General features: G+C 63.2%; 28 protein-coding genes and 1 pseudogene. 18 read left to right on the top strand and 11 right to left on the bottom strand.

Features of this window, described 5'->3' with window-relative positions; all coding sequences use genetic code 11:
* The first annotated feature begins 253 nt into the window (after nucleotides 1-253).
* Together ACMGFL_RS00005 and ACMGFL_RS00010 are read left to right on the top strand one after the other, a co-directional pair.
* Complete coding sequence (locus ACMGFL_RS00005) at nucleotides 254-1,525, top strand: adenosylhomocysteinase (protein ID WP_436933475.1); 1,272 nt, start codon at nucleotides 254-256, stop codon at nucleotides 1,523-1,525.
* Between the two features lie 47 nt (nucleotides 1,526-1,572).
* The gene (locus tag ACMGFL_RS00010; protein WP_436933476.1) at nucleotides 1,573-2,028 is read left to right on the top strand and encodes a type 1 periplasmic-binding domain-containing protein; all 456 of its coding nucleotides are present in this window, start codon (nucleotides 1,573-1,575) and stop codon (nucleotides 2,026-2,028) included.
* Here ACMGFL_RS00010 and ACMGFL_RS00015 read toward each other — a convergent pair whose 3' ends face one another.
* Nucleotides 2,029-2,874 (bottom strand): DUF6159 family protein, encoded by an 846-nt coding sequence (locus ACMGFL_RS00015; RefSeq protein WP_436933477.1) that lies wholly within the window; start codon nucleotides 2,872-2,874, stop codon nucleotides 2,029-2,031.
* Nucleotides 2,875-2,988: 114 nt separating this feature from the next.
* Here ACMGFL_RS00015 and ACMGFL_RS00020 point away from each other — a divergent pair, with 114 nt between their 5' ends.
* Together ACMGFL_RS00020 and hjc are read left to right on the top strand one after the other, a co-directional pair.
* Nucleotides 2,989-3,423, top strand: coding sequence for a universal stress protein (locus ACMGFL_RS00020; protein ID WP_436936398.1), 435 nt, complete (start codon nucleotides 2,989-2,991; stop codon nucleotides 3,421-3,423).
* Nucleotides 3,424-3,492: 69 nt separating this feature from the next.
* Nucleotides 3,493-4,008, top strand: coding sequence for a Holliday junction resolvase Hjc (gene hjc, locus ACMGFL_RS00025; protein ID WP_436933478.1), 516 nt, complete (start codon nucleotides 3,493-3,495; stop codon nucleotides 4,006-4,008).
* A gap of 75 nt (nucleotides 4,009-4,083) precedes the next feature.
* Here hjc and ACMGFL_RS00030 read toward each other — a convergent pair whose 3' ends face one another.
* Together ACMGFL_RS00030 and ACMGFL_RS00035 are read right to left on the bottom strand one after the other, a co-directional pair.
* The gene (locus ACMGFL_RS00030) at nucleotides 4,084-4,704 is read right to left on the bottom strand and encodes an SWIM zinc finger family protein (protein ID WP_436936399.1); all 621 of its coding nucleotides are present in this window, start codon (nucleotides 4,702-4,704) and stop codon (nucleotides 4,084-4,086) included.
* 127 nt (nucleotides 4,705-4,831) lie between these two features.
* A complete protein-coding gene (locus ACMGFL_RS00035; RefSeq protein WP_436933479.1) occupies nucleotides 4,832-5,422 on the bottom strand; it encodes a 50S ribosomal protein L15e in 591 nt (196 codons plus the stop codon).
* Between the two features lie 168 nt (nucleotides 5,423-5,590).
* Between ACMGFL_RS00035 and ACMGFL_RS00040 the strand changes: the two are divergent.
* Nucleotides 5,591-5,714 (top strand): annotated as a pseudogene (locus ACMGFL_RS00040) (AIM24 family protein); the annotation flags it as partial.
* Nucleotides 5,715-5,797: 83 nt separating this feature from the next.
* Nucleotides 5,798-6,274 carry a hypothetical protein gene (locus ACMGFL_RS00045; protein WP_436933480.1) on the top strand — a complete coding sequence of 159 codons (477 nt, stop codon included), beginning with the start codon at nucleotides 5,798-5,800 and terminating at the stop codon, nucleotides 6,272-6,274.
* A 60-nt stretch (nucleotides 6,275-6,334) separates the two neighbouring features.
* On the opposite strand, the gene ACMGFL_RS00050 is transcribed toward ACMGFL_RS00045, so the two are convergent.
* Together ACMGFL_RS00050 and ACMGFL_RS00055 are read right to left on the bottom strand one after the other, a co-directional pair.
* Nucleotides 6,335-7,267: an NAD-dependent epimerase/dehydratase family protein gene (locus tag ACMGFL_RS00050; protein WP_436933481.1), complete on the bottom strand. Its 933-nt coding sequence runs from the start codon at nucleotides 7,265-7,267 to the stop codon at nucleotides 6,335-6,337.
* A 39-nt stretch (nucleotides 7,268-7,306) separates the two neighbouring features.
* Nucleotides 7,307-8,260, bottom strand: coding sequence for a phosphotransferase family protein (locus ACMGFL_RS00055; protein ID WP_436933482.1), 954 nt, complete (start codon nucleotides 8,258-8,260; stop codon nucleotides 7,307-7,309).
* A gap of 132 nt (nucleotides 8,261-8,392) precedes the next feature.
* Here ACMGFL_RS00055 and ACMGFL_RS00060 point away from each other — a divergent pair, with 132 nt between their 5' ends.
* The 5 genes from ACMGFL_RS00060 (at nucleotide 8,393) to ACMGFL_RS00080 (ending at nucleotide 13,543) form a co-directional block, all read left to right on the top strand.
* The gene (locus tag ACMGFL_RS00060; protein WP_436933483.1) at nucleotides 8,393-9,430 is read left to right on the top strand and encodes a lysylphosphatidylglycerol synthase transmembrane domain-containing protein; all 1,038 of its coding nucleotides are present in this window, start codon (nucleotides 8,393-8,395) and stop codon (nucleotides 9,428-9,430) included.
* Between the two features lie 88 nt (nucleotides 9,431-9,518).
* On the top strand, nucleotides 9,519-10,550 hold the full coding sequence (locus tag ACMGFL_RS00065) for a lysylphosphatidylglycerol synthase transmembrane domain-containing protein (RefSeq protein ID WP_436933484.1): 1,032 nt from the start codon (nucleotides 9,519-9,521) through the stop codon (nucleotides 10,548-10,550).
* A 62-nt stretch (nucleotides 10,551-10,612) separates the two neighbouring features.
* Nucleotides 10,613-11,464, top strand: coding sequence for a hypothetical protein (locus ACMGFL_RS00070; protein ID WP_436933485.1), 852 nt, complete (start codon nucleotides 10,613-10,615; stop codon nucleotides 11,462-11,464).
* A 73-nt stretch (nucleotides 11,465-11,537) separates the two neighbouring features.
* Nucleotides 11,538-12,509 (top strand): glycosyltransferase family 4 protein, encoded by a 972-nt coding sequence (locus tag ACMGFL_RS00075; protein WP_436933486.1) that lies wholly within the window; start codon nucleotides 11,538-11,540, stop codon nucleotides 12,507-12,509.
* Nucleotides 12,506-13,543 carry a glycosyltransferase gene (locus ACMGFL_RS00080; protein WP_436933487.1) on the top strand — a complete coding sequence of 346 codons (1,038 nt, stop codon included), beginning with the start codon at nucleotides 12,506-12,508 and terminating at the stop codon, nucleotides 13,541-13,543. The genes ACMGFL_RS00075 and ACMGFL_RS00080 overlap by 4 nt, the downstream gene beginning before the upstream one ends.
* A 15-nt stretch (nucleotides 13,544-13,558) precedes the next feature.
* Here the strand turns inward: ACMGFL_RS00080 and ACMGFL_RS00085 are convergent, their stop codons facing one another.
* Entirely contained in the window at nucleotides 13,559-13,996 is a 438-nt protein-coding gene (locus tag ACMGFL_RS00085; RefSeq protein ID WP_436933488.1) for a Tfx family DNA-binding protein, read from the bottom strand.
* Nucleotides 13,997-14,057: 61 nt separating this feature from the next.
* Here ACMGFL_RS00085 and ACMGFL_RS00090 point away from each other — a divergent pair, with 61 nt between their 5' ends.
* The 4 genes from ACMGFL_RS00090 (at nucleotide 14,058) to ACMGFL_RS00105 (ending at nucleotide 17,348) form a co-directional block, all read left to right on the top strand.
* Nucleotides 14,058-14,990 carry an extracellular solute-binding protein gene (locus ACMGFL_RS00090; RefSeq protein WP_436933489.1) on the top strand — a complete coding sequence of 311 codons (933 nt, stop codon included), beginning with the start codon at nucleotides 14,058-14,060 and terminating at the stop codon, nucleotides 14,988-14,990.
* A 52-nt stretch (nucleotides 14,991-15,042) separates the two neighbouring features.
* Nucleotides 15,043-15,855, top strand: a complete 813-nt coding sequence (locus ACMGFL_RS00095) for an ABC transporter permease (RefSeq protein ID WP_436933490.1) — start codon at nucleotides 15,043-15,045, stop codon at nucleotides 15,853-15,855.
* Nucleotides 15,852-16,904 (top strand): ABC transporter ATP-binding protein, encoded by a 1,053-nt coding sequence (locus tag ACMGFL_RS00100; RefSeq protein ID WP_436936400.1) that lies wholly within the window; start codon nucleotides 15,852-15,854, stop codon nucleotides 16,902-16,904. Before ACMGFL_RS00095 ends, ACMGFL_RS00100 begins: the two co-directional genes overlap by 4 nt.
* A gap of 87 nt (nucleotides 16,905-16,991) precedes the next feature.
* The gene (locus tag ACMGFL_RS00105; RefSeq protein ID WP_436933491.1) at nucleotides 16,992-17,348 is read left to right on the top strand and encodes a YbjQ family protein; all 357 of its coding nucleotides are present in this window, start codon (nucleotides 16,992-16,994) and stop codon (nucleotides 17,346-17,348) included.
* Between the two features lie 197 nt (nucleotides 17,349-17,545).
* Here ACMGFL_RS00105 and corA read toward each other — a convergent pair whose 3' ends face one another.
* The 3 genes from corA to ACMGFL_RS00120 all read right to left on the bottom strand — a co-directional run bounded on the left by corA (nucleotide 17,546) and on the right by ACMGFL_RS00120 (nucleotide 19,839).
* Nucleotides 17,546-18,532, bottom strand: coding sequence for a magnesium/cobalt transporter CorA (gene corA, locus ACMGFL_RS00110; RefSeq protein ID WP_436933492.1), 987 nt, complete (start codon nucleotides 18,530-18,532; stop codon nucleotides 17,546-17,548).
* Nucleotides 18,529-18,699 carry a hypothetical protein gene (locus tag ACMGFL_RS00115; protein ID WP_436933493.1) on the bottom strand — a complete coding sequence of 57 codons (171 nt, stop codon included), beginning with the start codon at nucleotides 18,697-18,699 and terminating at the stop codon, nucleotides 18,529-18,531. The genes corA and ACMGFL_RS00115 overlap by 4 nt, the downstream gene beginning before the upstream one ends.
* A 234-nt stretch (nucleotides 18,700-18,933) precedes the next feature.
* On the bottom strand, nucleotides 18,934-19,839 hold the full coding sequence (locus tag ACMGFL_RS00120) for a serine/threonine-protein kinase RIO2 (RefSeq protein ID WP_436933494.1): 906 nt from the start codon (nucleotides 19,837-19,839) through the stop codon (nucleotides 18,934-18,936).
* Between the two features lie 160 nt (nucleotides 19,840-19,999).
* Between ACMGFL_RS00120 and ACMGFL_RS00125 the strand changes: the two genes are divergently transcribed.
* Together ACMGFL_RS00125 and ACMGFL_RS00130 are read left to right on the top strand one after the other, a co-directional pair.
* The gene (locus ACMGFL_RS00125; protein WP_436933495.1) at nucleotides 20,000-21,004 is read left to right on the top strand and encodes a HEAT repeat domain-containing protein; all 1,005 of its coding nucleotides are present in this window, start codon (nucleotides 20,000-20,002) and stop codon (nucleotides 21,002-21,004) included.
* Nucleotides 21,005-21,268: 264 nt separating this feature from the next.
* The gene (locus ACMGFL_RS00130) at nucleotides 21,269-22,018 is read left to right on the top strand and encodes an SDR family NAD(P)-dependent oxidoreductase (RefSeq protein ID WP_436933496.1); all 750 of its coding nucleotides are present in this window, start codon (nucleotides 21,269-21,271) and stop codon (nucleotides 22,016-22,018) included.
* On the opposite strand, the gene ACMGFL_RS00135 is transcribed toward ACMGFL_RS00130, so the two are convergent.
* A complete protein-coding gene (locus ACMGFL_RS00135) occupies nucleotides 22,012-22,764 on the bottom strand; it encodes a ParA family protein (RefSeq protein WP_436933497.1) in 753 nt (250 codons plus the stop codon). The genes ACMGFL_RS00130 and ACMGFL_RS00135 overlap by 7 nt on opposite strands.
* A gap of 45 nt (nucleotides 22,765-22,809) precedes the next feature.
* Nucleotides 22,810-23,811 (bottom strand): zinc-binding dehydrogenase, encoded by a 1,002-nt coding sequence (locus tag ACMGFL_RS00140; protein WP_436933498.1) that lies wholly within the window; start codon nucleotides 23,809-23,811, stop codon nucleotides 22,810-22,812.
* Nucleotides 23,812-23,988: 177 nt separating this feature from the next.
* On the opposite strand from ACMGFL_RS00140, the gene ACMGFL_RS00145 reads away from it, so the two are divergent.
* Nucleotides 23,989-26,244 (top strand): NADP-dependent malic enzyme, encoded by a 2,256-nt coding sequence (locus tag ACMGFL_RS00145; RefSeq protein ID WP_436933499.1) that lies wholly within the window; start codon nucleotides 23,989-23,991, stop codon nucleotides 26,242-26,244.
* Nucleotides 26,245-26,256 lie beyond the last annotated feature (12 nt).

A 26,256-nucleotide genomic window follows, 5' to 3' on the forward strand; every position in this document is an offset into this window, starting at 1 on the left:
GAGGAGAGTGAGGAGGAAGAGGATGAGACTGAAGAAGAGGAGAGTGAGGAGGAAGAGGATGAGACTGAAGAAGAGGAGAGTGAGGAGGAAGAGGATGAGACTGAAGAAGAGGAGAGTGAAGATGGAGAGGAGCGCGGTCCGCCAGCCCACGCTGGCCCGCCGTAGCGTCGTGAGTGTCGTTCGTCGACTCCTGTAGCGGTGCTGTCTCCGTCGTTCCGGTAGTGTTTTCCGCTCGCTGGCCCACGCTCACATCATGACAGCACCCATCAGCGACCGTCTGGGAACGGATCTTCTGGAGGAGGGAACCCGCAAGATGGACTGGGCGCGCCAGCACATGCCAATCTGTGAGTCGCTGCGCGAGGAGTTCGAGCGAACCCAGCCGTTCGCAGGCGAAGTGATCGGGATGGCGATGCACGTCGAGGCGAAAACCGCTATTCTCGCGGAACTGCTCGCCGTCGGCGGCGCGGAGGTTGCCATCACCGGCTGTAACCCGCTTTCGACCCACGACGACGTCAGCGTCGCGCTCGATGCAGTCGAGGGCGTCACCTGCTACGCCAAGCGCGGCGTCGACGACGACGAGTACTACGAGGCGATGGAGGCGGTCATCGCCCACGAACCGACCATAACGGTCGACGACGGCGGCGACCTGGTCTTTGCCATCCACGAGGAGTATCCGGAACTGATCGACACCATCGTCGGCGGCTGTGAGGAGACCACGACCGGTGTCCACAGACTCCGCTCGATGGCCGACGACGACGCGCTCGAATACCCGATGTTCGCGGTCAACGACACGCCGATGAAGCGCCTGTTCGACAACGTCCACGGCACGGGCGAGGCCTCACTTTCCTCTATCGCGATGACGACGAACCTCTCGTGGGCCGGAAAGACCGTCGTGGTCGCTGGCTTTGGCTACTGCGGCAAGGGCGTCGCCCGCAAGGCGTCCGGACAGAACGCGAACATCATCGTCACAGAGGTCGACCCCCGACGCGCGCTGGAGGCACACATGGAGGGCTACGAGGTCATGCCGATGGCCGAGGCCGCGAGCGAGGGCGACGTCTTCATCACCACGACCGGCAACCGCGATATCATCGTCGACGAGCACTTCGAGCAGATGCAGGACGGCGTCTTGCTCGCAAACGCCGGGCACTTCGACGTCGAGATCGACCTGGACGCGCTCGACGCCCGCGCGGTCGACACCTACGAGGCCCGCGACGGGGTGCAGGCGTACGAACTGTCGGACGGGCGACGGCTGAACGTGCTCGCGGAGGGGCGACTCGTCAATCTCGCGACGCCCGTCTCGCTCGGCCATCCCGTCGAGGTGATGGACCAGAGTTTCGGTGTGCAGGCTGTCTGTGTCCGGGAGATCGTCGAGAACGGCGACGAGTACGAGTCTGGCGTCCACGACGTGCCCGACGACCTCGACCGCGAGGTCGCAGAGATCAAACTCGACGCCGAGGGGATCGGAATCGACGACCTGAGTGACGCACAGCAGGAGTACATGGATAGCTGGCAGCACGGAACGTAACCGACCGAAACTGATACCTGCTGGGCCGAGCCATTCCCGACAGAGAAATGGCAGAACGAGGTGACGATGATGGCGACCGACGGAACCGGTTTCTCGACGGGCTCGATATCGCGCTGACCGGCTCGGACCTCCTGACGGGGCTGCGGGAGACACTCGCGGTGGATGCTCGATCACAGCTCGACCCGACTGCGCTCAAACGCTCGCTGTCAGAGCTTCCGAACCTTGACACTGACCAGCTTCGTGTCTCCACACTCGATTCGGACGTGGTCCCCGAATCGCTCGAGGCAGTTCCCGAGAGCGAGACGCTGCGTGGCGTGGATACCGAGGCAGTCGTCGAAGCCGGAAATGGGGTTGTCGGTGTCTCGACCGCAGCGGGTGAGCAGGCCGGGCGCGTGCTCGTCGAGACGGGAAGTGGAACCGCAGAGATCGTCGTCGAGCAGGGTGACGGCGACACCGTCGAAGTGGTTGCGGAGGCCGTCGCTGCTGCGCTCGAAGCCGCCTGATTAGCGGACCCCGCCCCCCATCATGCCCGAGGACCGCCGCTCGTCACGAGCGAGTTCGTCGAAATCGACGTTGTCGAACTCCTCGGGGCGCGTTCCGTCGCTCGCGTAGAGATACAGCGTCGTCTTGACGACGCCCTGTAGCGTCTGGGTGACCAGGAAGGCGAGCAACACGCCGATCAGTATCACCCCGACGGCGAGAATGGTCGTCCCGAGCGTGAACAGACCGATGCCGACCGCGACGAACGGCAGCGCGACGGCCAGCGCGACGACCTGCACGCCGATCAGGCTGATCGGCGTCTCGCCCCACGTCTGTTTGAACGTGCCCGCGCTCTTCGTGAACATCTCTTTGATCGACGGCCGCTCAAAGACGATCACGGGGACGATGAAAAACGTCATCAGCGTCCACGCGACACCGAAGATGAGGCCCACGACTCGCGCGATTCGGGAGTCGGAGTTCTCGATTGCGTTGATGATCAATCCGACCGTGGCGCTGATTACGGCCCAGACGATCAGCGCGCCCCGACGGTCCCAGGCCGCCGCCAGCCCTTCCTTGAGGGATGGCTCCTCGCCAGCGAGTACCTCGCGGGTCTGGTGGACGAGTCCTGCGGCGAAAAACGACGAGATGAACGTCAATCCGAGATACGTCAGAAAGAGCCCCACTACCGCACCGGCGTCGGAGGCGACGCTCATCATGCCGAACGTGATCCCCAGAAAGATGGCCAGAAACGCGAGTCCTGCCGCCCCACTGACCAGCGGAAACAGTGCCAGCCGCGGGTTGTGCCTGATGAGTAGCACACTATCTTTCGTCAGTACCAACCCTGTTTTGAGCCGGCTGAACAGTTGCATATCTGAACATAAACCCGCGATCGCTTATAAAATCGCCCGTCTCCGTTCGACTGTTCACGAACTGTCAGCAACAGAAAACAGATTCATTAGTTCTCGACCCGAAGACGAGGACAGATACAGTACCTTGCCCCCTTCGACGGCACGCCAATAAGCAGGGAGGCGTTGCGTCGCGCGTCGACCTACCGGTCCCACGCCGACGCCGAGGTGACGGTTCTGTCGGTCATCCCCAGAAACAACACCGCCTATGCCCGCGAGCACGACTGGCTCGGGGCCGACGAATCGTTCGACACCGACACGATCGTGAGCAATCTGCGGGCCGAGGCGACTCGCCTCTGTCCAACCGCCGAGTTCGAGTACACCACCGTCGGCCGATACGCTGGGTCCGGGGCAATTGCGAGTGAGATCCGTGAAACTGCCGATAGCATCGATGCCGATGTCGTCTTTCTCGGGAGCTCGAACGCGGGCAGTGTCGTCACCGACCTGTCCAGCGTCGGGCAGGCGCTGTCGGTTCGCAGCGACTTCGACATCTTCCTCGTCCGTTCGACCTGAGCAATTCGGTCCGGCGGCTCTGGTGTCGCACGGCGTAATTTAAGGGCGTCCACCGCCGAGTGTCGGTCGATGTCGAACGCGAAAGGCGACCGGCGGGAGCGAGAACTCGTCAACAGACTCGACGAGGCCGGATTCGCGGTGATGCGCGCGCCCGCAAGCGGCAGCGCAACGGAGCGGGAACTCCCGGACGTGCTCGCGGGCGACGGTGACCGGTTTTTCGCTATCGAGGCGAAATCCTCCGCTGGCGACCCCATCTATCTCGACGGTGAGGAGGTGTACGCGCTGGTGTATTTCTCCCGGAACTTCGGCGCGAAACCACGAATCGGTGTTCGCTTCGACCGCGAGGACTGGTACTTCTTCCATCCCGACGACCTGCACACGACCGACGGGGGCAACTACCGCGTCAAAAAGGAGACCGCACTCGCGGACGGCACCGACTTCGAGGAATTTACTGGTCACTCCGAGAAGGTCACGCTCGACGAAATCGGAACCCAAGAGGACAATTCAGACGAGGATCTGCGCGACATTCTGAAGGCAGTCGAACGCGGCGACCTGAGCGTCGACGAGGCTACCCAGATGCTGTGAGGCGGCCGCGACGATCGTCCCCGCGGTGTCGCTGGAAGTCAGTAGACGAGTTGTCGCACCGCGGTACGATCGCGCTCACTCGACGAGCGCCGTGTCGGTGCGGCGGAGCCGAGAGTGGGGAAAGGAGTATCGGGTCTGCTCCTCGCTTGCGAGCGCGTCGGAGAGATAGCTGGCCTCGACGACCAGGTCGTCGTCGGGATAGCCCTCGTTTTTCGGGTACGCAGCGACGGTGGTATCCTTGACGGAAACCTCATCAGCGCGGTCGGCGGTGACGCGAACGACCACGAGTCGGTCGTCGGTTTCCCGGTCGACGACCACGTCACCGGGGGCGAGCGCACAGTTTCCACACAGGTAGGGCGGGTCGCGCTCGCGGTGAGCGAACGTCTCGGTTCCACAGGCGTCACAGTCGACGCGTCGCGCACCCGGCGGCGGGACACGGCCAGCGGTAATCTCGATGGCCACGCGGCGCAGGTGTTTGCACGTCTCCCCGCGGATCTGCTGGTCTGGACACGAACAGGTTCCTGCAACTGGATCGACGACGTAGGTCGCGCCGCTCTCGCTCTCGACCACGTAGGTGTCGCCAAGCGGCGCCACTGCCATCCGCTCGGTCCAGGCGCGCATGCCCCGCTCGGAGAGACCCTGCAGATCCGGGGCGAGCGCGACCCGTCGATCCTGTGTTCGTTCCACACGAAATATAGGTGTTGTAGCTATAAAAACTGTTCCCAGAATGACGGAATACGGGCCGCTCTCGGCGCTTTCGCACTACTCTCTCTGGTGGCGATGATGTCAATAAAATTGCCGCAGTGCGCGCTGTCCGTCGAGATTACTTCCCGCGACCTTGTCCGCTGTGAACGCTCGGGCGGGTGTGCTCGGTACCCTTGCCGCGCCCCTCCATGCCGCGATTCTGGACGCCCGCGCTCGTCAGTCCACGGAGCGCGCGGTTCTTGTGGGTGTCGTCGCAGATCCAGTTGAGGTCGTCGTCGCTCTCGATGGCCGGGTGTTCGGGGTCGACCATGATGACCTCGTGCCACTTCTGACTGCCGTCCTCACCGACCCAGTAGGAGTTGAGCACGCGCATGTTTGGGTACTTGCGCGCACAGCGTTCCTCGGCGACGCGCTGGATGTTCTTGCGTCGCGTGATGCGAGTGACGCCCTGTCGCTTCGACCGTCGACCGGCCTTGTGTCGCTGTTTGCGCGCGCTGCCCTTGCGGACGCTGACGCGAGCGACCACGACGCCCTGCTTTGCCTTGTAGCCGAGCGAGCGAGCGCGGTCGAGGCGGGTCGGATGCTCGACCCGTTCGATCGCGCCCTGGTCGCGCCACTCCTGCATTCGTTGCCACTGCAGTTCCGCTAGTTTGCCGTCGTCCGGGTCCTTCCACGCGTCCCGGATGTGTGAGTAGAAGCTTCGTGCCATGTGTATCACCACGGGCGTTGTGTGGTTCAAACCGCCATCGGCGGTTCACATCCCGACCTGTATGTGACAGGTGCCCGCTGGTGCCCGTCCGCCAGCGAGTTACCGAAGGTACCGTAGTTTCGGACAAAAGCGCTTCGACTTGGCCCGCAGGAGGATGTCCGACTCTCTCTCAAAGGTCCGGGATACGTCGCAATCACCGCCCACGCCGATCGTTCTCGAACCGCCTGTCTCGACCGACCCGAGCGCGGCAGTTGCGTGGGGTGACAGATCTCTGATCGTCGACATCACCAAGAGACACCAACACACAACGATCGGTCTTCTAGTGAACTGAAAGCGCACACATACGTATTTATGTGGACCTGGTGATATTACGTTATGGATCGCCAGCGACGACAGATACTAACAGTAGTAGGCACGTCCAGTATTGTCGCCCTCGCGGGATGTAGTGGGAGTGACGATGGGGGGAGTAAGAGTAGTTGTGAGACACCGACGGATACGTTAGCGGATTCGTTCCCAGACACTGCTGAGTACACGGTCGACGGAGAGATCACAACGATGAACGCTGAGAATCAGGAAAACACGGCGACCGTGGCTAGTGCGTTCTACACCGGCCCCAGTGGCGCGGAACTCATCTTCCAGATCACTGAATACAGTTCCGAGACTGTTGCTGCCGACAGGACAGACACAGTCATCGAGCAAGGAAGCGGATACAGCGGAGCGGTCGGATATATTCAGACAGGCGCATACATTTTCTCCGCCATCGGCAGCGATGAGGCCTCGGTCGAGGAGATCCTGAAGGCCTCACCCACACTAAGTGAACGCTGTGTCGAAGACAACGTTGGGTTTGCCTGATCGCTCCAGCAGCGGAGTGCATAACAGCCAGACGAATCAGCGGGCGGTCCGAGCCGAGTGTCACAGCGTTGTTTCGGACTGATACGGTTCACAGACTCGCTCGATCCCAGTCTCCAGGTCGATTTCGGGCTCCCAGCCGGTCGCCTCGGTGAGTTTGGTCGCGTCCGCGCACGTGTCGTGGACGTAGACCGATTCGGGGATGGGATTCTCGACGTACTCGGGGTCGATGTCGGTGCCGAGTTCGTCGTTTATCATCTCCACGACCGTCTCGAAGTCGTAGGCGTCGCCGGTGCCGACGTTGTAGACGCCGTCGAGTTCGTGCTCGGCGGCCAGTATCGTCCCGCGGACGATGTCGTCGACGTAGGTGAAATCCCGCGTCTGGCTGCCGTCGCCGTACAGCACCGGCGACTCGCCGTTGGCGATGTCCTCGGCGAACTGTGCGATCACGTTCGCGTACTCGTCTTTGTGTTCTTCCGCGCCGCCGTAGCCCTGATAGACAGAGAAAAAGCGCATCCCTGCCGTCGTCAGGCCGTAGTGATTCGAGAAGTACTCGGCGTACCGTTCCCGGGCGAGTTTCGACGCCTCGTAGCCGGTGTTGACGGTCACGGGCAGGTCCTCGGGTGAGGGGTCGGTTCGGCTGCCGTAAATCGAGGACGTCGAGGCGTAGACGACGGTGTCACAGCCATCATCTCGCGCCTGCTCGACGACGTTGACGAACCCCTCGACGTTGACCCGCGCGCCCTGCTGTGGATTCTCCTCGTGCATCGCGTACGAGGACAGCGCGGCGAGATGAAAGACCACGTCCACGTCAGTCGGCAGGTCGTCGTCGAGCACCGAGCGACTCTGAAACTCGACGGCGTCGTCGAGGTTCTCGGCCGTCCCGAGCGAACAGTCGTCGACCACCACTACGTCGTTGTCCGTTGCGAGTTCGTTCGCCAGATTCGATCCGATAAAGCCAGCACCGCCAGTCACCAGAATCCGTCTGTCCTGCATATCCTCATCTGATTCGGTTTGGGGAAAAGTATTCTTACATTACGCTGATCTCTGTCTGCGACCAGTAACCGACGGCAGGAGGCTCCGGAGATGCCGACGGAGCTGGCTGCGACCGCGGTCTGACCGGAGATTCCGCCCGATTCGGTCGGCTGACTGAACGAGCCAGCACAGTTTGTAATAGCCGCCGACCGTCGACAAGTCCGGCGGCAGCGGCCGGTGCTGGCGATATCCCGAACGCAGCGCCGTCCTGAGTCTGCCCCGTTCCGCATTCCCAAACAGGAACCAGTCCACAAACCGCATTTCGGCCCGTGCAAGCGCGTAGCCCGGCGTCGTGACGTGGGCGTTCCCCCAGTCGAGCACCGCGGTCACGTCGCCCGAACTGTCGACCAGCAGATTTCCCGGAAAGAGGTCGCCGTGGGTCAACACCGGCTGGCGGTCGACCTCACTGCTGGGATGAGTCTGCGCTAGCTTCCACGCCTGTTCGGGAATATCCAGCCCTGCCGAGGGACGGATGGTAAGCCGGTCGCCGTCTCTGACGAGTCCGCCGGTCCCGTCGCCGTTGGCGATCCCGCCTGTCTGCTCGAACTCGAACCGTGCGTGCAGGCGGCCGAGCACGGAACCGGCCGTCCGGACGACCCGCTCGCGAACGTCTGGCGCGAGCGAGCGGAGGTTCGTCGGTGGCTCCCCCGGGCAGAACTCGTAGAGTCCCCACCGGATTTCAGTTCCCTGTTCGGTGAGCGTGCCCGACGCGAACACCTCGGGCACGGGAACGTCCGTCTCCGCGCCGACCAGTTCGACGACGGCCGGTTCGATCACCTCGCCGGTCCGGACGCTCGGGCCGCCGATCTTACAGACTGCCCGACCGGGATCATCGTCGAGGGTGAGCAGATACGTCTGGGCCATGCGCCCGTCCGCTGGCGTGTCACTCGCCGTAATTTCACAGCCGAGCGCGGCGTCGACGATCCGTTCGACTGGGCGTGGCGACTGCCCCATCATCCCATATGCTCTCACCGGCCTTGATTAGTGTTGTCGGTGTCGTCGGGACTGTCGGATCTGGTGTCGTCGCTGGGATCGACACGTTAAACTTGTCCATGTCCGAACGGACACCAGACGACGAACCCTCCCATGATAGACAAACGGCAAGCGGCGATGGCACTCATCGTGTGGTTTCTCGTCTTCATGGCGCTGATCACGCTTGCCGGTATCGAGGACTTCGTCGACAACGTCTCGACGATTCCGGCCGACCGCTTTGCTGTCATGCTCGTCGCGGTTGCCGTCGGTGCCGTCGCGATGGGGTCGACGTTGTATATCGTCGGTCGGAGCCTCGACATGGGTGTCTCCTGGTTCCGGAGCATCTTCCTCAACACGGTGATGAGCCTCGCGAGCAACCTCACGCCCTTCGGGCAGGCTGGCGGAATCCCCGTCGGCGGGGCGATACTCACTCGCTACTCGAAGGCAAAATACGAGGAGAGTCTGGCGGTCCTCTCGATCAAAGACATCGTGAGCTTCGTCCCCTCGACGATGATCTTCATCTTCGGGGGCTCGTATCTGACGCTGTACGCACAGAGCCTGCCGACTCGTCTCCGACCGATCTTCGGTGCGTTCTCGATGCTCATTCTCGTGGTCGCGCTGGTCGCGGTCGGCATTCGACTGTATCCGGACGTGACCTTGCGGTGGCTCCACCGGATCGTCGCCCTGCTCAATCGAACCGTCGCTCGGCTTCCCTTGCTTCCGAGTTTCGACGAAGACGAGATCCGCGAGCGCGTCGAGGGATTCTGGGAATCGCTCGGGAAGATCGCGACCGACCGAGTGACAGTGGTCGTCGCGATTGCGCTCACGACGACGTCGTTTCTCGCACAGGGGACGCTCCTGTGGCTGACGCTCGACGCACTCGGTGTCGATATCTCTATCGCGCTCGCAATCTTCATCGTCCCGGTCTCCCTGCTCGCGGGGGCGACCCCGCTTCCGGGCGGGAGCGGCGGCGTCGAGAGCGTCCAGATCCTCATCATCATCGCGACGACGGGCGCAGCGAGCAGTCCGACCATCACGGGCGTCATCCTCGCCCGAGGGCTCGTCTACTGGACGCCGATCATCCTCGGGACGCTGACACTCATCGCGTTGCAGATCGAAGAGCGGCGAAGCGCCGTGGTGCCCGAGGACTGACGGCCTGCGTTTCTCGTGGCGGTCCTAACAGAGACACCGAAACCGTCACGTTGAACTTCCCGATGTGTGAACGCTCAGCCGACAGCTCGTGATCCAGAAACGCCAGGCGGCAATTGCACTCCTCCTCTGGCTGCTCGTGTTCGGCGCCTTTGTCACCCTTGCGGGCGTCGACGACTTTCTGGACACCGCGACGACAATCTCGCCCTCCGAGATCGGTGTGATGCTCGCCGTCGTCACCGTCTACCTGATCGCGATGGGCGCGTCGCTGTATGCTATCGGGCGCAGCCTCTCGCTCGGTATCCCGCTACCGTGGTCGGTGTTGTTCGACACCACGGTTCGGCTCTCGCACAACCTCACACCCTTCGGACAGGCTGGCGGAACCCCGATCGGAGCGGCGATCCTCTCCAGGTACTCCGGGGCGTCCTACGAGCGATGTTTCGCGACGCTCTCCGCGAAGGAGGTCATCAACTTCGTCCCCTCACTCCTGATCTTTACCGTGGGCGGGACGGCCCTGTTTCTCTTCGAGGGAACGATCCCCGACGAGTTGCGCCCGCTGTTTGCCGCGTTCGCGGTGTTCGTGCTGACGATTGCGCTGTTCGGGGCCGCCGTGTATCGGTATCCCGAGCGCATGCAGCGCGTCCTCAAACGCGTCGTCGGGGGGATCAACAGCGCGCTCGAACGAGTGCCGCTGGTTCCAAGTATCGACCCGTCCGAAATCGAGCGCCGCGTCGACGAGTTCTCGACGGCACTGGGCGATGTCGCCGCGGACCGACCCACAATCGCCGTCGCCGTCGCGCTCGGGACGATAGCGTTCGTTGCCGAGGGGGTCGTGCTCTGGGTTGCCATGGGTGCCGTCGGCGCGGAGATACCCCTGTTGCTCGCAATCTTCATCGTCCCAGTCTCCCTGCTGGCGGGGGCGACCCCGCTTCCGGGCGGGAGCGGTGGTATCGAGGGCGTGCAGGTGTTGATGGTTCTGGCGACGACGAGCGCGGCGAGCAACGAGACGATCACGGCCGTCATCGTGAGTCGAGGGCTGGTCTTCTGGACACCCATCGCGCTCGGCGCGCTGACGCTGCTGCTCTTGCAGGTGCGGCCGCCGACCCCCGAGGAATCGGCCTGAACGGCGCGCAGTCGCTCGATGGACCGACATGAATATTTGTCCGAATGGCCTATTCCCCTCCGATGGCAACCCAGGGGTTCGTCGACGCCGAGTGGGACTACTGTCTCGTGTTGGATGCCTGCCGGTACGACGTGTTCGAGGAGGTCTACGACGACTACCTCGATGGCCACCTCGAAAAGCGCCGCGCGAACGGCTCTTCGACCACCGAGTGGGCCGCGAAGACGCTCGTCGGTGACCTCGATATGGCCTACTTCTCGGCGAACCCTTTCATCAACAGCCTCGACCGCCCGGTGAGCGACCTCAAGTGGGGGGCCAGTTGCACCTACGACTGGAAAGCCTCCGACCACGTCGCCGAGGTGATAGACGTCTGGAAACACGGCTGGGACGAGGAGATGGGAACCGTGCCGCCGGACGCGCTCACCGAGGCCGTTCTGGAACGCCGTGATCTGGCCAGTCAGCACGACCGGACGGTCGTTCACTACATCCAGCCCCACGTCCCCTTTCTCACGAACGGGCGGGGGACGAAACTCAGGACCATCCGAAACGGGATCAACGACCTCGACGAGGCTGACGAGGACGACCTGCTCTGGCGTGCGGAACTGGCCGACCGCGTCCGTCCCTATGCTGAATCCGTGCTGTCCGATAGCTCGCTCGCGATGAAAGTCGCGCTGTGGGCCGAAATCGGGCCGAAGGCACTCCGGAGAGGCACACGCGAGGTGGCGATGGAACTCCACGAGCAGAATATGCGCATCGCGCTCGAACACATCGCAGACCTGGTCGACCACCTCGACGGCGACGTGGTTGTCACGGCTGACCACGGCGAGGCCTTCGGCGAGGCGGGCGTCTGGGAACACCACAACGAGGTCCACGTCGACGCGCTGCTCGACGTGCCGTGGCTCGAAGTCGACACCTAGGTTTCACCGGATCTGCCAGTCTGACCGCAGATCCGTACGCTTATTGCGATCCGTCGAGTGCTCCCGAACATTCATGCGGGTCGCCCATTATCTGGAACTCGAAGACCGTGTCAGTGGCGGCATCCGCGAGTCGGTTCGCCACCAGCGGACCATGCTCGATCTCTGTGATATCGAGTACACCGTCGAGCCATCCCTCGATGTCGACGTGTTACATCTGAATCTGATGGGGCCGCGCTCGGCGTACTACGCGAAGCGAGCGGGCGATGACGTACCCGTCGTCGTTCACACCCACGTCACTGCCGAGGACTTCGGTGACAGCTTCCGCTTTACGAACGCGCTCGCAAAGCCGCTGCGGCCGTATCTCGAACGCGTCTACGCGCTCGCTGATCTGTTGATCTGCCCCTCCGAGTACAATCAGGGGATCATCGAGTCCTACACCGACGTGGAGACGACGGTGCTGACAAACGGCGTCGACGCCGAGAAACTCGACGGCCACGAGACACTCCGCGAGGAGTATCTCGACCGATACGACCTCTCGCCGCCCGTCGTGTTCATGGTCGGACACGTCATCAAGCGCAAGGGGCTGGAATCGTTTATCGAGACGGCCCGGCAGATGCCCGAGTTGGATTTCGTCTGGTTCGGGCCACTCGATCTCTCTCTGAAGGGGCGCTCGACGACGAACCTGATCGAGAACGCGCCCGACAACTGCACGTTTCCGGGCTTCATCGACGACATTCGTGGCGCCTACGCCGCGGGGGACATCTTCTTTTTCCCGACCCACGAGGAAAACGAGGGGATCGCCCTCCTGGAGGCGATGGTCACCGGGACGCCCGTCGTGGTTCGCGACATCGAGACGTTCTCGTGGCTCGACGACGGCGTCCACGGCCTCAAGGCCACGGAGGGCTTCGCAGAACCGCTCTCGGCACTCACAGACGAGGGTCGTCGCGAGCAACTGGGGCAGAACGCGGCGGAACTCGCAGAGGAGTACACCCTGCCGAACGTCGCCGACCGACTCGCAGCACGCTACCGGGAGGTGATCGCATGAAGATCGGGTTTTTCACCGACGGCTACTTCCCCAAGATCGACGGCGTCGCGTACACGCTGACGCTCTGGCGTGACCGACTGGAGGCGGCCGGTCACGAGGTGTGGATCGTCTACCCCAACGGCGAGTACGCGCCACAGGAACGCGAAATCCCCGTTCGATCGCTTCCCAACCCCTTCTACCCGGGCTATCGAATCCCGCTCTGGACGCGAACGGACTCGCTTCCGGACTTCGATGTCGTTCACTGTCACAGCCCCGGACCGCTCGGCCTGCTCGGCTTGCGCTACGCCCGCAAGTACGACCGGCCCGCGGTGTACACCCACCACACGCCCATCGAGGAGTACTTCCACCAGAGCCTCCCCATCGAAGCAGTCGCAGACGCGCTGAGCGCTGGCTACGTTCCCATCGAGAACCGCGTCCTCGAACAGTTCGATATCGTCACCGCCTCGACGGGGCAGATTGACCGCTCGGTCGATGCGATTCGACTCCCGGTCGGCGTCGACATGGAGTTTTTCAGCCCACGTGAAACTCCTGCTCACGACGGGAGCGCGCTCGTCGGCTACAGCGGCCGGATCAGCATGGAGAAAAACGTCTCCGACATCCTCGCAGTCGCCCGGGAACGCCCCGATTACGACTTCGTCATCGTCGGCGAGGGACCCCAGCGCGAAGCGGTCGAAGCGGACGCCCCGGCGAACGTCACGCTCCGTGACTTTCTCCCCCGCGCAGAACTTCCCGAGTACTACGCCAGCCTCGACGCCTTCGTGACGGCCTCGACGGCGGATACGCTCGGACTCGCCACGCTCGAAGCCAACGCCTGTGGGACGCCTGTGGTCGCACCCGACGTCCCGCCGTTCTCCGAAACTATCGGCTCCGAGAACGGCATCCGATACGAGTACGGCGATATCGACGGGATGGCGGCGGCGGTCGATTCGTGTCTCGACCGCTCGTGGAATCCCCGCCCGGCCATCGAACCCTACTCCGTCGACCGGACGATAGACGAACTCCAGTCGCTGTACGACCGCGTGCTGTCCGCCTGATGGGTCCGCTGTGAGTCACTCTGTTGCTGTCGATTCCGCGACCCGGACGGTCACCTCGCCACCGTCCGTTATCCCGATTTCTGCCGTGTCTCTCAGTTGATTCTGCGACGAATGCGACTGGAGCTTCTCGTACAGATGCGCGTACAGTTCCGGCCGACGGTGGGCGATGGTGATGTCCGCGTCGTCGCCCTGCGCGTACACCTCGTCGACGAGCGTCTCGAACTCCGTTCCCGCGGGAACGGTGAACTGCACCGGTGACTGCAGCGATTCGACGAGTTGCAGCGTCTCACGTGCCTTCTCGACGTTCTCCCGGGCGGCCCGCTCGATTGCGCTCACGTTCGCGTCCGTCGTCCCCAACTGCGCTGCGATTTCAGGCTGTGTGTACCCCTGCTCGCGGAGTTCGAGCACCTCCACCTGACGCTCGGTCAGGACGGTTCCCTCGGCAGTCGGCATACGAACACAAACGAAACCGTTTGGGTTAAGCCTATTGCACAACCATGACTGGTTATACTCGATGACAGTCGGCGACTCACTCTCCAGACGGGAGGCCCTCGCGGCTCTCGGGGGGACCACGGTCACAGCGCTGGGTGGCTGTCTCGCCGCGTCGTCGGAGGCGGTGCAGGTGCTCTCGGCTGGCAGCCTCGCTCGCACGTTCGACGACCACGTCGGGCCAGCCTTCGAGGCAGAGACAGGGATTGCGGTTCACGGCGAGTACTACGGCTCGAACGCTGTCATGCGGCTGGTCGAAGACCGAACCAAACACCCCGACGTGGTCGTCAGCGCTGACGCGACGCTGCTTCGGGACCGACTCTACGGCGAGTTCACTGACTGGGACGTCGAATTTGCGGCCAACAGTCTGGGGATCGGATACAGCGACAGAACACCGGTCGGCGAGCGACTCACCGGTGAGGATCCGTGGTACGAGACCGCTCGGGAGGCCGAGGAGGGTGCTGTCGCGATCAGTGACCCAGATCTGGATCCGCTTGGCTATCGCGCCGTGATGGCCTTCGAACTCGCGGCGCGAGAACACGGTCTCGATGGCTTTCGCGAACGGATGCTCCAACTGGTCTACACCGAACCCGAGGAACCGCAGTTGCTGGCGAGCGTCGAAACTGGATCCCGGAGCGCGGCGCTCGTCTACCGGAACATGGCCATCGATCATGGCCTCCCTTTCCAGCAGTTCCCCGACGCGTACAACTTCTCGAATCCCGACCTGACCGACCACTACGCGACTGTCTCGTACACCACAGACGACGGCTACACCGCCCGCGGGCGGCCGATCCTCTACAACGCCACAGTGAAATCGAACGCGGACAACCCGGCGGCAGGCAGGCGACTGGTTCAGTTTCTAGTCGACAACCCGGGTATCCTCGACGAGGCGGGGCTGGTGGTCTCTGATAGCCTGCCACGCGCACACGGCACGGTTCCGGAGGCGGTCGATCTATGACCGACCCCTGCGGGGATCGACCTGTGACCGACCCGCTGGAGGCAGTTCGCGGATGAGCGACTCGCACACGTCGGACCGACTGCTCCGGTCACCGGAGCGGTTCGTTCCGGCGATTCTGGGTACGGTCATCCTGCTGTACTTTCTGATCCCCTTTGTCACCTTTCTCTCCCGAACCGGTACGGCGAACGTCGTCGACCGACTCGCCGCGCCGGAGGCCCGAGTTGCGGTCCGCAACTCGCTTCTCACCGCGCCGGTCTCGACGGCGATTGCGACGGCCTTCGGCGTCCCGCTTGCGTACGTCCTCGCTCGCAGTTCCTTCCCCGGCAAGCGCCTCGTGGAGGGGGTCGTCATCCTGCCGCTCGTCCTCCCGCCCGTGGTCGGCGGATCGATGATCCTGACTACAGTCGGTCGGTTCACGCCGATCGGGAGCGCCGCCGCTCGCGCGGGCGTCCCCCTCACCGACAGCCTCCTCGGCGTCGTCCTCGCACAGACGTTCGTCGCCGCGCCGTTTGTCATCATCACCGCCCGGGCGGGTTTTGGAGCCGTCGACGAGCGCCTCGAACAGGCCTCCCGATCACTGGGGTACGGCCCGCTCGCGACCATCTGGAACGTGTCGCTGCCGCTTGCACGTGGGGCGATCATCGCCGGAATCGTGCTGACGTTTGCACGCGCGCTCGGCGAGTTCGGCGCGACGATGATGGTCGCGTACAACCCCCGAACGATCCCCACGCGGATCTGGGTCGATTTCATCGGCGGCGGCATCGATGCGACCGTTCCGCTCGCGCTCACGCTACTCGCGATAGCGCTCGTCGTTATCGCCGCAGTCCAGCGGTTCGGACGGGTTCCCACGGGGGTCGATGGCTGATGCTCGACGTCTCGGATCTGACACACCGCTACGAGTCGGAGACTGCCGTCGACGACGTCTCCTTTGGGATCGGCGAGGGCGAACTCCTCGCCGTACTCGGGCCGAGCGGGTGTGGCAAGACGACCATCGTGCAGGCGATTGCCGGACACGTCAATCCGACTGCGGGGGCGGTTCGACTCCGCGGCGAGGACGTGACGCGTGCGCCGCCGGAGACGCGCCGCGTCAGCGTCGTCTTTCAGCAGTCGACGCTGTACCCACACATGACCGTCGCCGAGAACGTGGCCTACGGGTTGGATGCGCGCGAGTTCAGCTCACAACGGCGGGAGAAACTCCTCGATACCCATCTCGAACTGGTCGGACTGTCGACTCAGCGCGACGCCTACCCCGCCGAACTGAGTGGGGGACAGAATCGGCGGGCGGAACTCGCCCGTGCGCTCGCGCCCCAGCCAGACGTGCTCGTTCTCGACGAACCGTTGTCCGCGCTCGACCGCTCGCTGCGCGACAAGTTGCGCGAAGAGATTGCTCGCATTCAGCGCGAGACGGGCGTGACGACGCTGTTTGTCACCCACGACCAGGACGATGCGATGGCGCTTGCCGACCGACTTGTCGTGTTGAACGACGGATCGATCGCTGGCGCTGGCCAGCCCCGCACGCTGTACGAGTCCCCGCCGAACCCCTTCGTCGCGTCGTTTCTCGGCCGCTCGAACACACTCTCTGCGACGGTTCGCGAGATGGACCCGCTGACGCTCGCGGTCGGTGAGCAGCGGGTCGTGTTCCCGAACGCGACGGTTGAACGCGCTTCCGGGACTGCTGTGACCTGGTATCTTCGTCCCGAACGGCTCTCGATTCCGGACTCCTGCGACACCGGACCGACGCCCGCACTCCACGGTGCGGTCACGCAGGTCACGGATCTCGGTCGTCGCTACGACGTGACGGTTCGGCTCGACACCGGCGACGAGGTGACCGTCGAGCAGACGTCGACTGCGCCGGAAACCGGCGACACCGTCGCGATAGAGGTCCCCGACGAGCAACCCATCCTGTTCGAGTGATATCGTACGGAAAGACTGTATGGTAGACTGTCACGTGTGCACACGGCTCGCTGCTATCGTTATCTTCTCAGGCGACGTATCGATCGCATGGCTACAGAGATACAGTCGTCTGACGCTCACCAGTCGCTCGTTGCAACTGTCACGACCGAAACAGTCCCGGGCTACGAAACAGTGGAAGTGCTCGGAATCGCGCGCGGCAACACAGTCAAGGCACGAAACGTGGGTCGAGACATCACCCAGGGTATCAGAAACCTTGCCGGTGGTGAACTCAAAGCGTACTCGGCACTGCTCTCACAGGCCCGCGACGAGGCGATTGCGCGAATGGAAGCCGACGCAGTCGAGATGGGCGGCGACGCTGTCGTCAACGTCCGGATGGAAACGTCCGAGATCACGAGGGGTGCATCGGAAGTGATCGCATACGGGACTGCTGTTCGTCTCGAATAGTCTCTCTGTTACATCGTGCCCGGATACTCGGACGCCGGGTTCGTGACTCGTGGTGGTGGATCCACTCTTCGGCTTGCACGAACTCAGTCCCGCCACACGCGCCGCAGGACTCGGGCGGTTCGAACTCGCGTTGGCCCGCAGAACACTGGTCGTTTAGACTCGTGAGCCGACTACGATACACGCTGTGACCAGTCTGCTCAGACCCAGTCCTGGCGGCGGAAGTAGACGAGCATTATTCCTGCGAGAATCGCCATCCCGATCATCGTCGCCGGATAGCCGTACGTCCAGGAGAGTTCCGGCATCGCGAACTGCGCCCCGGCGAAGTTCATCCCGTAGACTCCGGCGACAAAGGTGAGCGGGATGAAGATGGTCGCGACGACCGTGAGCGTCTTCATCACCTCGTTTGTCGACTGCGAGACGGCGTTCAGGTAGATGTCTCTCGACCCGCCAGTGAGATCGCGGTACGTCTCGATCAGGTCGACGACCTGAACGAGGTGGTCGTAGACGTCGCGGAAGTACCGCTCGTTCTGGTCGGCAACTTCTGGAATATCCCCTCGCGAGAGGTACGACATCGCTTCGCGAGCAGGCCAGGCGACCTTCCGGAACGCGAGCAGATCCCGTCGAACGTCGTTCAGATCTTCGAGCATCTGGGGGTCCGGCTCGTCGAGGACGCGCTCTTCGACTGCTTCGATGTCGTCTTCGATTTTGTCGAGGAGGTCGAAGTAGTCGTCGACGATGGCGTCCATGATCCGGTACGCGAGAAAGTCCGTCCCTCTCTGTCCGATTCGCTGGCCGTCTTTTGTCCACTGCGATGCTGTGGGGTCGATAACGTCGATCTCGGTTGTAGACATCGTGACCAGCCAGTTCTCACCGATGAAGAAGCCAACAGGATGCGTCTGAACTTCCTTGTGAAAGGCGACGTCGTCGCGCTGACTGAGACGTGCAGTCTTCATCAACACGAACGTATGCGTGTCGAACCCCTCGGTTTTGGGCCGTGTCTCCTCGTGCAGCACGTCTTCGACAGCCAGCTGATGGATATTGAACCGGTCTCTGAGGGCGCTCATCTCGAACGGTTCCACGTTGTCCGCGTGGATCCACGTCTCCCCGGGTGTTTCGAGCGCGGTGTCGATGTCGTCGTGACGCTCGACACCGTCGGCCGTATAGACCATCGCGTGGAGACTCATACATCCCTCCGGGCAGTAGATTGCTGTCCGATTGCGACGAGTGCGATGCCGACGATGACCGCGGTGATGGAAAACGCCCGCCCGGGATAGGTGACGTAAACCCCGACGACGTACCCGAGAAGTCCCACGAGGGACAGGGCGATTCCCGCGAATGTGCTCCAGTCCATATTGTATGTGAAATAGCATTTGGTAAATAAGGGCGTATGGTCCCGAGAAACTGGCGTACTAGCGCGTCAATAGCGCGCGGCGGGATCCGATGCTCTCCAAGCGGCGACTGTGTACTGAGCGTGCTGGTCTCAGCTCTGCCGTACTGTTCTGTATAGCGTAATATGATTTATTGTCCGTGACACACACCCGCGGCTCGCTGACTACAGTCCCGCTCAGTCCCGTGATTTCGCGTCTCAGACTTCGGCGGCAGCAAGTGACTCGAATTCGCCGGTCACGATAGCCTCGACGAGGCGGTCGAGCGAGACGTCGATCCGACCGGGATACTTGCGCTCGAAGTAGCCGAGGATATTTTCGAGGTCACGCTCCAGCAACTCCCGGCTGTTCTCGTGCTCGACGGGAACAGCCTGTGGCCAGTCGAAGATGGTTACGCCGTCGGTGTCGACGAAGATGTTGTACTCGCTCATGTCGGCGTGGACGTAGCCTTCGCTGTAGGCAGTCGCGACCTCTTCGAGGATCAGTTCGCACACGCCGCGAACCTGCTCGGGTTCGAGTTTCGTTCGGGCTAGTTCGACGCCGTCGAGGCGCTCCATCACGAGTGCGTGGCGGTTCTGGTCGACCGGCTGTGGAACCGAAACCGCCGGATATAGCGCTTCTAGTGCCTCGTACTCCCGCTCTGCGGCCTTCCGGGCAGTGTAGAGCCACGAGACGTGTTCCTTCTCGGCGGTGTACTCGCGTTCGCGGTTGACCTCCCGAAACTCCGTGAACCCCTCGCGGTGAAACTTCAGGGCAAGGGGTTTGTACGAGCGAACCTCGTAGACGTCGCTCTCCTTGCCGACGCCCAGGGGCGCGCCCATGCCTTCCAGCGTTTCGCGTTCCGCGAAGGTGTGCAAGGCGAGCGCGTCGTACCCCTCGAAGGTGAGCCGATAGCCCTCGTACTGGATCGTCTTCCGTTCGAGCAGGTCACGCGTCTCACACCGGTCGAGTCGGTAGTCGACCTCCTCGGTTGTCAGCCGCGAAAACTCCGGAATCTTCTCGCGAGCGACCCACTCCGAGAAGCGCATCCCCTGTTCGAGGCCCGACAGCAGATGAAAGTCCTCGGCCTCCAGGTCCGCCATCTCGCTCGCGACGTTGTCCACCATACCACGTCGTAGTCGGTCGATTCGTATAAGCCCAGCGCGTTCTGGATCGCCTCCGGTATATTCTATGTCGCTATACAAAATACACACTCGGACGACCGGCGTCGACTCCTCACACGGAACCACCGGATTGAAGCGGTTGGTCGCAAAATACCTCCCGTCGATGACTGACTCGGGCCAGCAGCCGTCGCCGGACCGCCTGACCGACCGCCTCGAAGCGGGAGATCACGAGGGGGTAATGACGTGTCTCGACCGGTTGGACGCGGCCGATGCCGAGACGCGCAAGCGCGTGCTCCAGGCAAGTCGGGATCTGGCCACGGAGCACCCGAGCGCCTTCGAGGGCCTCAGTCCCTCGTTTGTACCGTTCCTGACTGACGACGACCGGGCAGTCAGGCTGACGGCTGCCAAATTGTTCGTTACGCTGGCCCAGACAGCGCCCGCGACTGTCGTGCCGGTGGTCGATTCGCTCGCCGAGCGACTGGCCGACGCCGAGGAGTTCTACTACGTCCGGGCGCGGTGTGCCGAAGCGCTCGGCTACGTCGCGGTCGAATCGCCCGCGGACGTCACCGATCCGGAGACGCTTGCTGACCTTCGCATCGGGCTGGAGTTCGACGAACCCGAGGTCAAGCAGAAACTCGCGAAGGCGCTGGCACACGTCGCGCTGGGCGACCCGAGCCGACTCCGCCATCACGTTTCGTCGCTGGCCGAACACGTAGACGACGAGAACGAACTCATCCGGTATCACCTCTGTACGGCGATTGTGGTGGTCGGCTGTGAACGCCCCGAGAAAGTGGCCGGCGCGACGGATGCACTACAGGAGTGCCTGACCGACGAGAACCCCTACGTGCAGGGGCGGGCGGCGGAGGCGCTCGGCCTGCTCGCGGCGTCGGACACCGGTGTCGGGGCGGATCTCGATCTGGATGGCGTCACGGACGAGAACTCACCGACTTTCCTGACCGACCGCGTCCGGTTCTGTCGGCAGCGACTTGGCACGGCGCGGTCCGGGACAGCGACCGACGGCGTCGGCACGATCGAGTCGGTCTGGGACGGGACCGAGGACGTGGTCGCAGAGATGCTTTCCTCCGACGAGGATGAGTGCCCACACTGCGGACTGGATCTTTCCGACACCGACCTCCCGATGTGCCCGCGTTGCGGGATCCCTCGCTAATTTTTGGCTTGCCTAAAACTTGGAACTGTTTTGTATTTTTAGGTGGGACTAAAATATATGGCAGGCGATTCCAGCCAACAGGAGGCACCGACACGCAGGGAGTCTCTGAAATACGGCGGCGCAGTGGTCGGCGGCGGGCTACTCGCTCGCTGTCTCTGATTCGATGCCACGCCCCCTGAAACGAAGGGCGGATCGCGATCCTACTCCGATATTGGGGTCGTTCCCACGAACAGATTTTTACCCCCATCGCTCCCAGTGAGACGAATGACAGAGACTGACAGGCGCGTGGCCGTCGTCACGGGTGGCGCACGCGGAATCGGCGCGGCTATCGCAGAGCGACTGGCCGAGGGCGGCGACCGAGTCGTCCTCTGGGACTACGACGAGGAGGCTGCCGAGGAGCGCGTGGAATCGCTCCGGGAATCCGGACACGCCGCAGACTACGAACGCGTCGACGTGAGCGACCCCGACGCCGTCGAGCGAGCCACCGAGAGCACGGTGGCGTCGTTCGACCGCATCGACGTGCTCGTCAACAACGCGGGCATCGCCGGAACGTCCGTTCCGCTGTGGGAACAGAGCGTCGAGGACTGGCAGGACGTGATCGACATCGACCTGACCGGTGTCTTCCTGTGTTGTAAGTACGTCGTTCCCGTGATGCGCGACCACGGCTGGGGTCGGATCGTCAACATCGCCTCCATCGCTGGCAAGGAGGGGAATCCGCTGGCTGCGCCCTACTCGACGGCGAAGGCGGGCGTGATCGGGCTGACGAAATCGCTCGGGAAGGAACTAGCAGACGACGACGTGCTGGTCAACTGCGTCACTCCTGCAGTCATCGAAACCGAGATTCTCGAACAGGTCAGCGAGGAGCATCTGGAGTACATGCTCGAAAAGATTCCACTCGACCGCCCGGGCCAGCCAGAGGAAGTCGCGGCGATGGTCGACTGGCTCTGCTCGGCGGAGTGTTCCTTTTCGACTGGGGCTGTCTTCGACATCAGCGGCGGGCGAGCGACCTACTGACCGTCGGCAGTATCAGTCACTCGGCTAAAGAGTCCGCCGCCGTCGTCGTCCGTAGCGTCGATGTCAACCGACACCCCGAGCGTCGCGTCGACGATGTCGGCGACTGCCGCGGGGAACGCACCATCCGCCGCGAGACAGACTGGCTCGTCTCGGGGGGCTGTCTCCGCACTGTCCGGGACGGTCACGTCCGCGTCGGTGAACTCCTCGTCCCCTCGGTTCGCGACGACCACATCTGCAGAGACGCCGACATCTGCGAACCGCTCGCGGAGCCGTGCGAGCGCGTCTCTGCCGCGTGTATCCCCCGGCACGACGGTTGCGATTCGGTCGGCCACGTTGACCGCGGCCAGCGCCTGATTCGAGCACACCGGCGGCGTGTCGAGGAGTACGACGTCGTGTGAGAGCGACGCGGCCGCGAACTGCTGTTCGAGGCGACTCGCCGCGCCCGCCGTCTGTGCCCGGGCGACCCGCTCGAAGGGGCCGCGCGCTGGACACAGCGACAATCGTCCCGGCGTCTCGTAGGGTTCGTACAGCGATGCTTCGAGTTCCGCCTCGCCAGTCGCGAGCGCCGTCACGTCCGCATCGATCGGTTCGTCGACGTACGAACTCAACCCCTGGGTCGCAAACGCCATCTCGAATATCGCCACGTCCTGCCCGGCCCGAGCGAGCAGCGCCCCACACTCGACTGTGAGTCGCGTCGTTCCGACCCCGCCTGCCGCCCCGACGAACGCCACCGTTCGCGTTGACATATGTGCCCGTGGTGCGCTCTCGGATAAAAACGTTCACGCTACGCGTCACCACTCGATGAGCACGCCCATCGCGTCCGAGCGGTCCGCGAGGAGCGTCTCGTACATCTCGCTCGCGCCAGCGACGTCGACGCGGTGGCTGACGAGGTGTTCGACCGCGAGTTCGCCGCCGGCGACGAGGTCGAAAAAGAGTTCGGCGTGTCTGTGCTGTGTCCAGGGGTTCTCCGGCGTCGCCACGGATGGATGAGACTGGTTGTGTGCGCCGATGATCCGGTAGCTCGGCTCGTTGCAGTGGTCGTGGAAGTCGAAGGTAGTCTCTCCGCGCGGACTGCTCAGGACGACCAGCCGACCCTGATCTCTGAGCACGTCGAGTTCGTCGGTGACCGCGTCCGGGTTGCCGGTCACCTCGAAGACGACGTCGGCCAGCCGACCGTGTGCCACCTCGCGGACGGCCGTCTCCGGGTCCGTGCGGGTCGGATCGACCGTTTCGACTGCGGAGCCCTCGGGAACGTACGCGTGTCGACTCGGCGCAAGATCCGCGGCGATAACCGGCCGCGCTCCGGCGACCCGACAGCACTGTACGGCGATCTGCCCAAGCAGACCGAGGCCGTAGACTACCGCCGTCTCGCCCCACGTGAGCGAACTCCGACGGACGCCGTTCATCACGATCTCAGCGATCGTGAAAAACGCCGCCTGGTCCGTGGTGATGCCCTCGGGGACCGGTCGACAGTCGTCGGCGCTCTCGACGGTGTATTCGGCGTGTGGGCCGTAGGTGCCGACGCGCTGGCCGACCTCGATGCTCGTCACGTCGTCGCCGGTGTCGACGACCTCGCCGACGTTGTTGTATCCCGGTTCGAAGGGGTATGCGGCGTACTCGTCCCAGTAGGACCCGTCGGGATACTCGCCGGACAGAATCGTCAGTTCCGTGCCCGTGCTGACCAGCGTTCGCTCGGTCTCGATCAGCACCTCGTCGGCATCCGGGGCGGGCCGCTCCCGGTCTTCGATCATCACCGATCGGGGCTCGTCGAATACGATCGTCTCGTTGGACACCATCGTTCTGTGGACCCACGACCCATATATCCTTTATTTCTCCGCCCGGTTGAAACCGAACTCAGCCCCGGTCCACACCCGGACGGAGCGCCCGACGCCCGGCGGTTCTGTCAATCCCAAATACGAATTACGCATACGGGAGCAGACCTTTTTGTATCTGCCAGCGGTAGGTGTCCCATGGGACTAGACGAGGACGCGCTTGAGTATCACCGCGCGGACCCTCCTGGAAAGATCGAGATTTCGACGACCAAATCGACGAGTACACAGCGTGACCTCAGTCTGGCGTACTCGCCCGGCGTGGCCGCGCCGTGTCGCGCAATTCACGACAACCCCGAACAGGCCTACACGTACACGGCCAAGGGGAACCTCGTCGGGGTCGTCTCCAACGGCAGTGCCGTGCTCGGTCTGGGTGACATCGGCCCGGAGGCCTCAAAGCCCGTGATGGAGGGCAAGGGCGTGCTGTTCAAGCGATTTGCCGACATCGACGTGTTCGACATTGAACTCGACCACGACGACCCCGAGTCGATGGTACAGTCGATCGCCGCGATGGAACCGACCTTCGGCGGAATCAATCTGGAGGACATCAAGGCGCCGGAGTGTTTCGAGATCGAACAGCGCTTGCGGGATAAGCTGTCGATCCCCATCTTTCACGACGACCAGCACGGGACGGCGATCATCTCCGGCGCGGCACTCCTGAACGCCATCGAAATCGCCAAGAAGGACATCGAAGACGTGGAGGTCGTCTTCTCCGGTGCGGGCGCAAGCGCCATCGCCAGTGCCCGCTTCTACGTGTCGCTGGGCGTCGACCCCGAGAACATCGTCATGTGTGACTCCGGCGGGATCATCACAGAGCGTCGTGTCGAGGCGGGTGAGATAAACGAGTTCAAGCAGGAGTTCGCTCGCGACATCCCCGACGGCGACCTCGCCGATGCGATGGACGGAACGGACGTGTTCGTCGGTCTCTCTATTGGCGGTATCGTCGACCAGGAGATGGTTCGGTCGATGGACGACAACCCCATCGTGTTCGCGATGGCAAACCCCGACCCCGAGATCGATTACCACGAGGCAAAGGAGGCCCGCGACGACACCGTCATCGTCGCTACTGGTCGCTCTGACTACCCCAATCAGGTCAACAACGTCCTCGGCTTCCCCTTCATCTTCCGGGGTGCGCTCGATGCTCGTGCGACTGAGATCAACGAGGAGATGAAAGTCGCCGCCGCCGAAGCGCTCGCGAAACTCGCTCGCGAGGACGTGCCCGATGCGGTCGTCAAGGCCTACGACGACCAGCCACTCCAGTTCGGTCCCGAGTACATCATCCCGAAGCCCCTCGACCAGCGCGTGCTGTTCGAGGTCGCGCCCGCAGTCGCGGAGGCGGCGATCGAAAGCGGGGCCGCCCGTCAGGAGTTCAACCTCTCCGAGTACGTCGAACGCCTCGAAGCCCGACTCGGCAAGTCCCGCGAGATGATGCGGGTCGTGCTGAACAAGGCAAAGAGCGACCCAAAGCGGGTCGTGCTCGGCGCAGGCGAAGACGAGAAGATGATCCGCGCGGCCTACCAGCTCGTCGACCAGGGGATCGCAGAGCCGGTACTCATCGGTGACGAGGAGACGATTCAGGAGCGAAGCAGGCGACTCGGGCTGTACTTCGACCCGGAGATCGTCGACCCGGAGGCCAACGACTACGACAAGTACGTCGACCGGCTGTACGAACTCCGCAAGCGCAAGGGGGTCACCCGCCGCGAGGCCGAGGAACTCATTACCGACGGCAACTACCTCGGCAGCGTGATGGTGGAGATGGGCGACGCCGACGCCATGCTCACCGGACTGATGCACCACTACCCCTCTGCGTTGCGCCCACCGCTTCAGGTCGTCGGAACCGCAGACGACGCCGAGTACGCGGCTGGCGTCTACATGCTCACGTTCAAGAATCGCGTGATCTTCTGTGCGGACGCGACTGTCAATCAGCTCACCGACGAGGATATCCTCGAGGAGGTTACCCGTCACACGGCCGACCTCGCACAGCGATTCAACGTCGAACCGCGGGCAGCACTGCTCTCGTACTCGAACTTCGGCAGCGTCGACAACAAGCACACGGCGCAGGCCCGCACTGCCGCACAGCGACTCCAAAACGACGACTCGGTCGACTTCCCGGTCGACGGCGAGATGCAGGCAGACACCGCGCTCGTCGAGGACATTCTCTCCGACACCTACGACTTTGCGGAACTCGACGAGCCAGCAAACGTCCTCATCTTCCCGGATCTCGACGCCGGAAACATCGGCTACAAACTTCTCCAGCGTCTCGGCGGCGCGGAGGCCATCGGCCCGATGCTCGTCGGGATGGACAAGCCCGTCCACGTCCTCCAGCGCGGTGACGAGGTCAAAGACATCGTCAATCTCGCGAGCGTCGCCGTCGTCGACGCACAGGAAGAAGACTAGTCGGCGTCCCGG

It is taken from the genome of Halovenus marina (assembly GCF_051414115.1).
Lineage (GTDB): Archaea > Halobacteriota > Halobacteria > Halobacteriales > Haloarculaceae > Halovenus > Halovenus marina.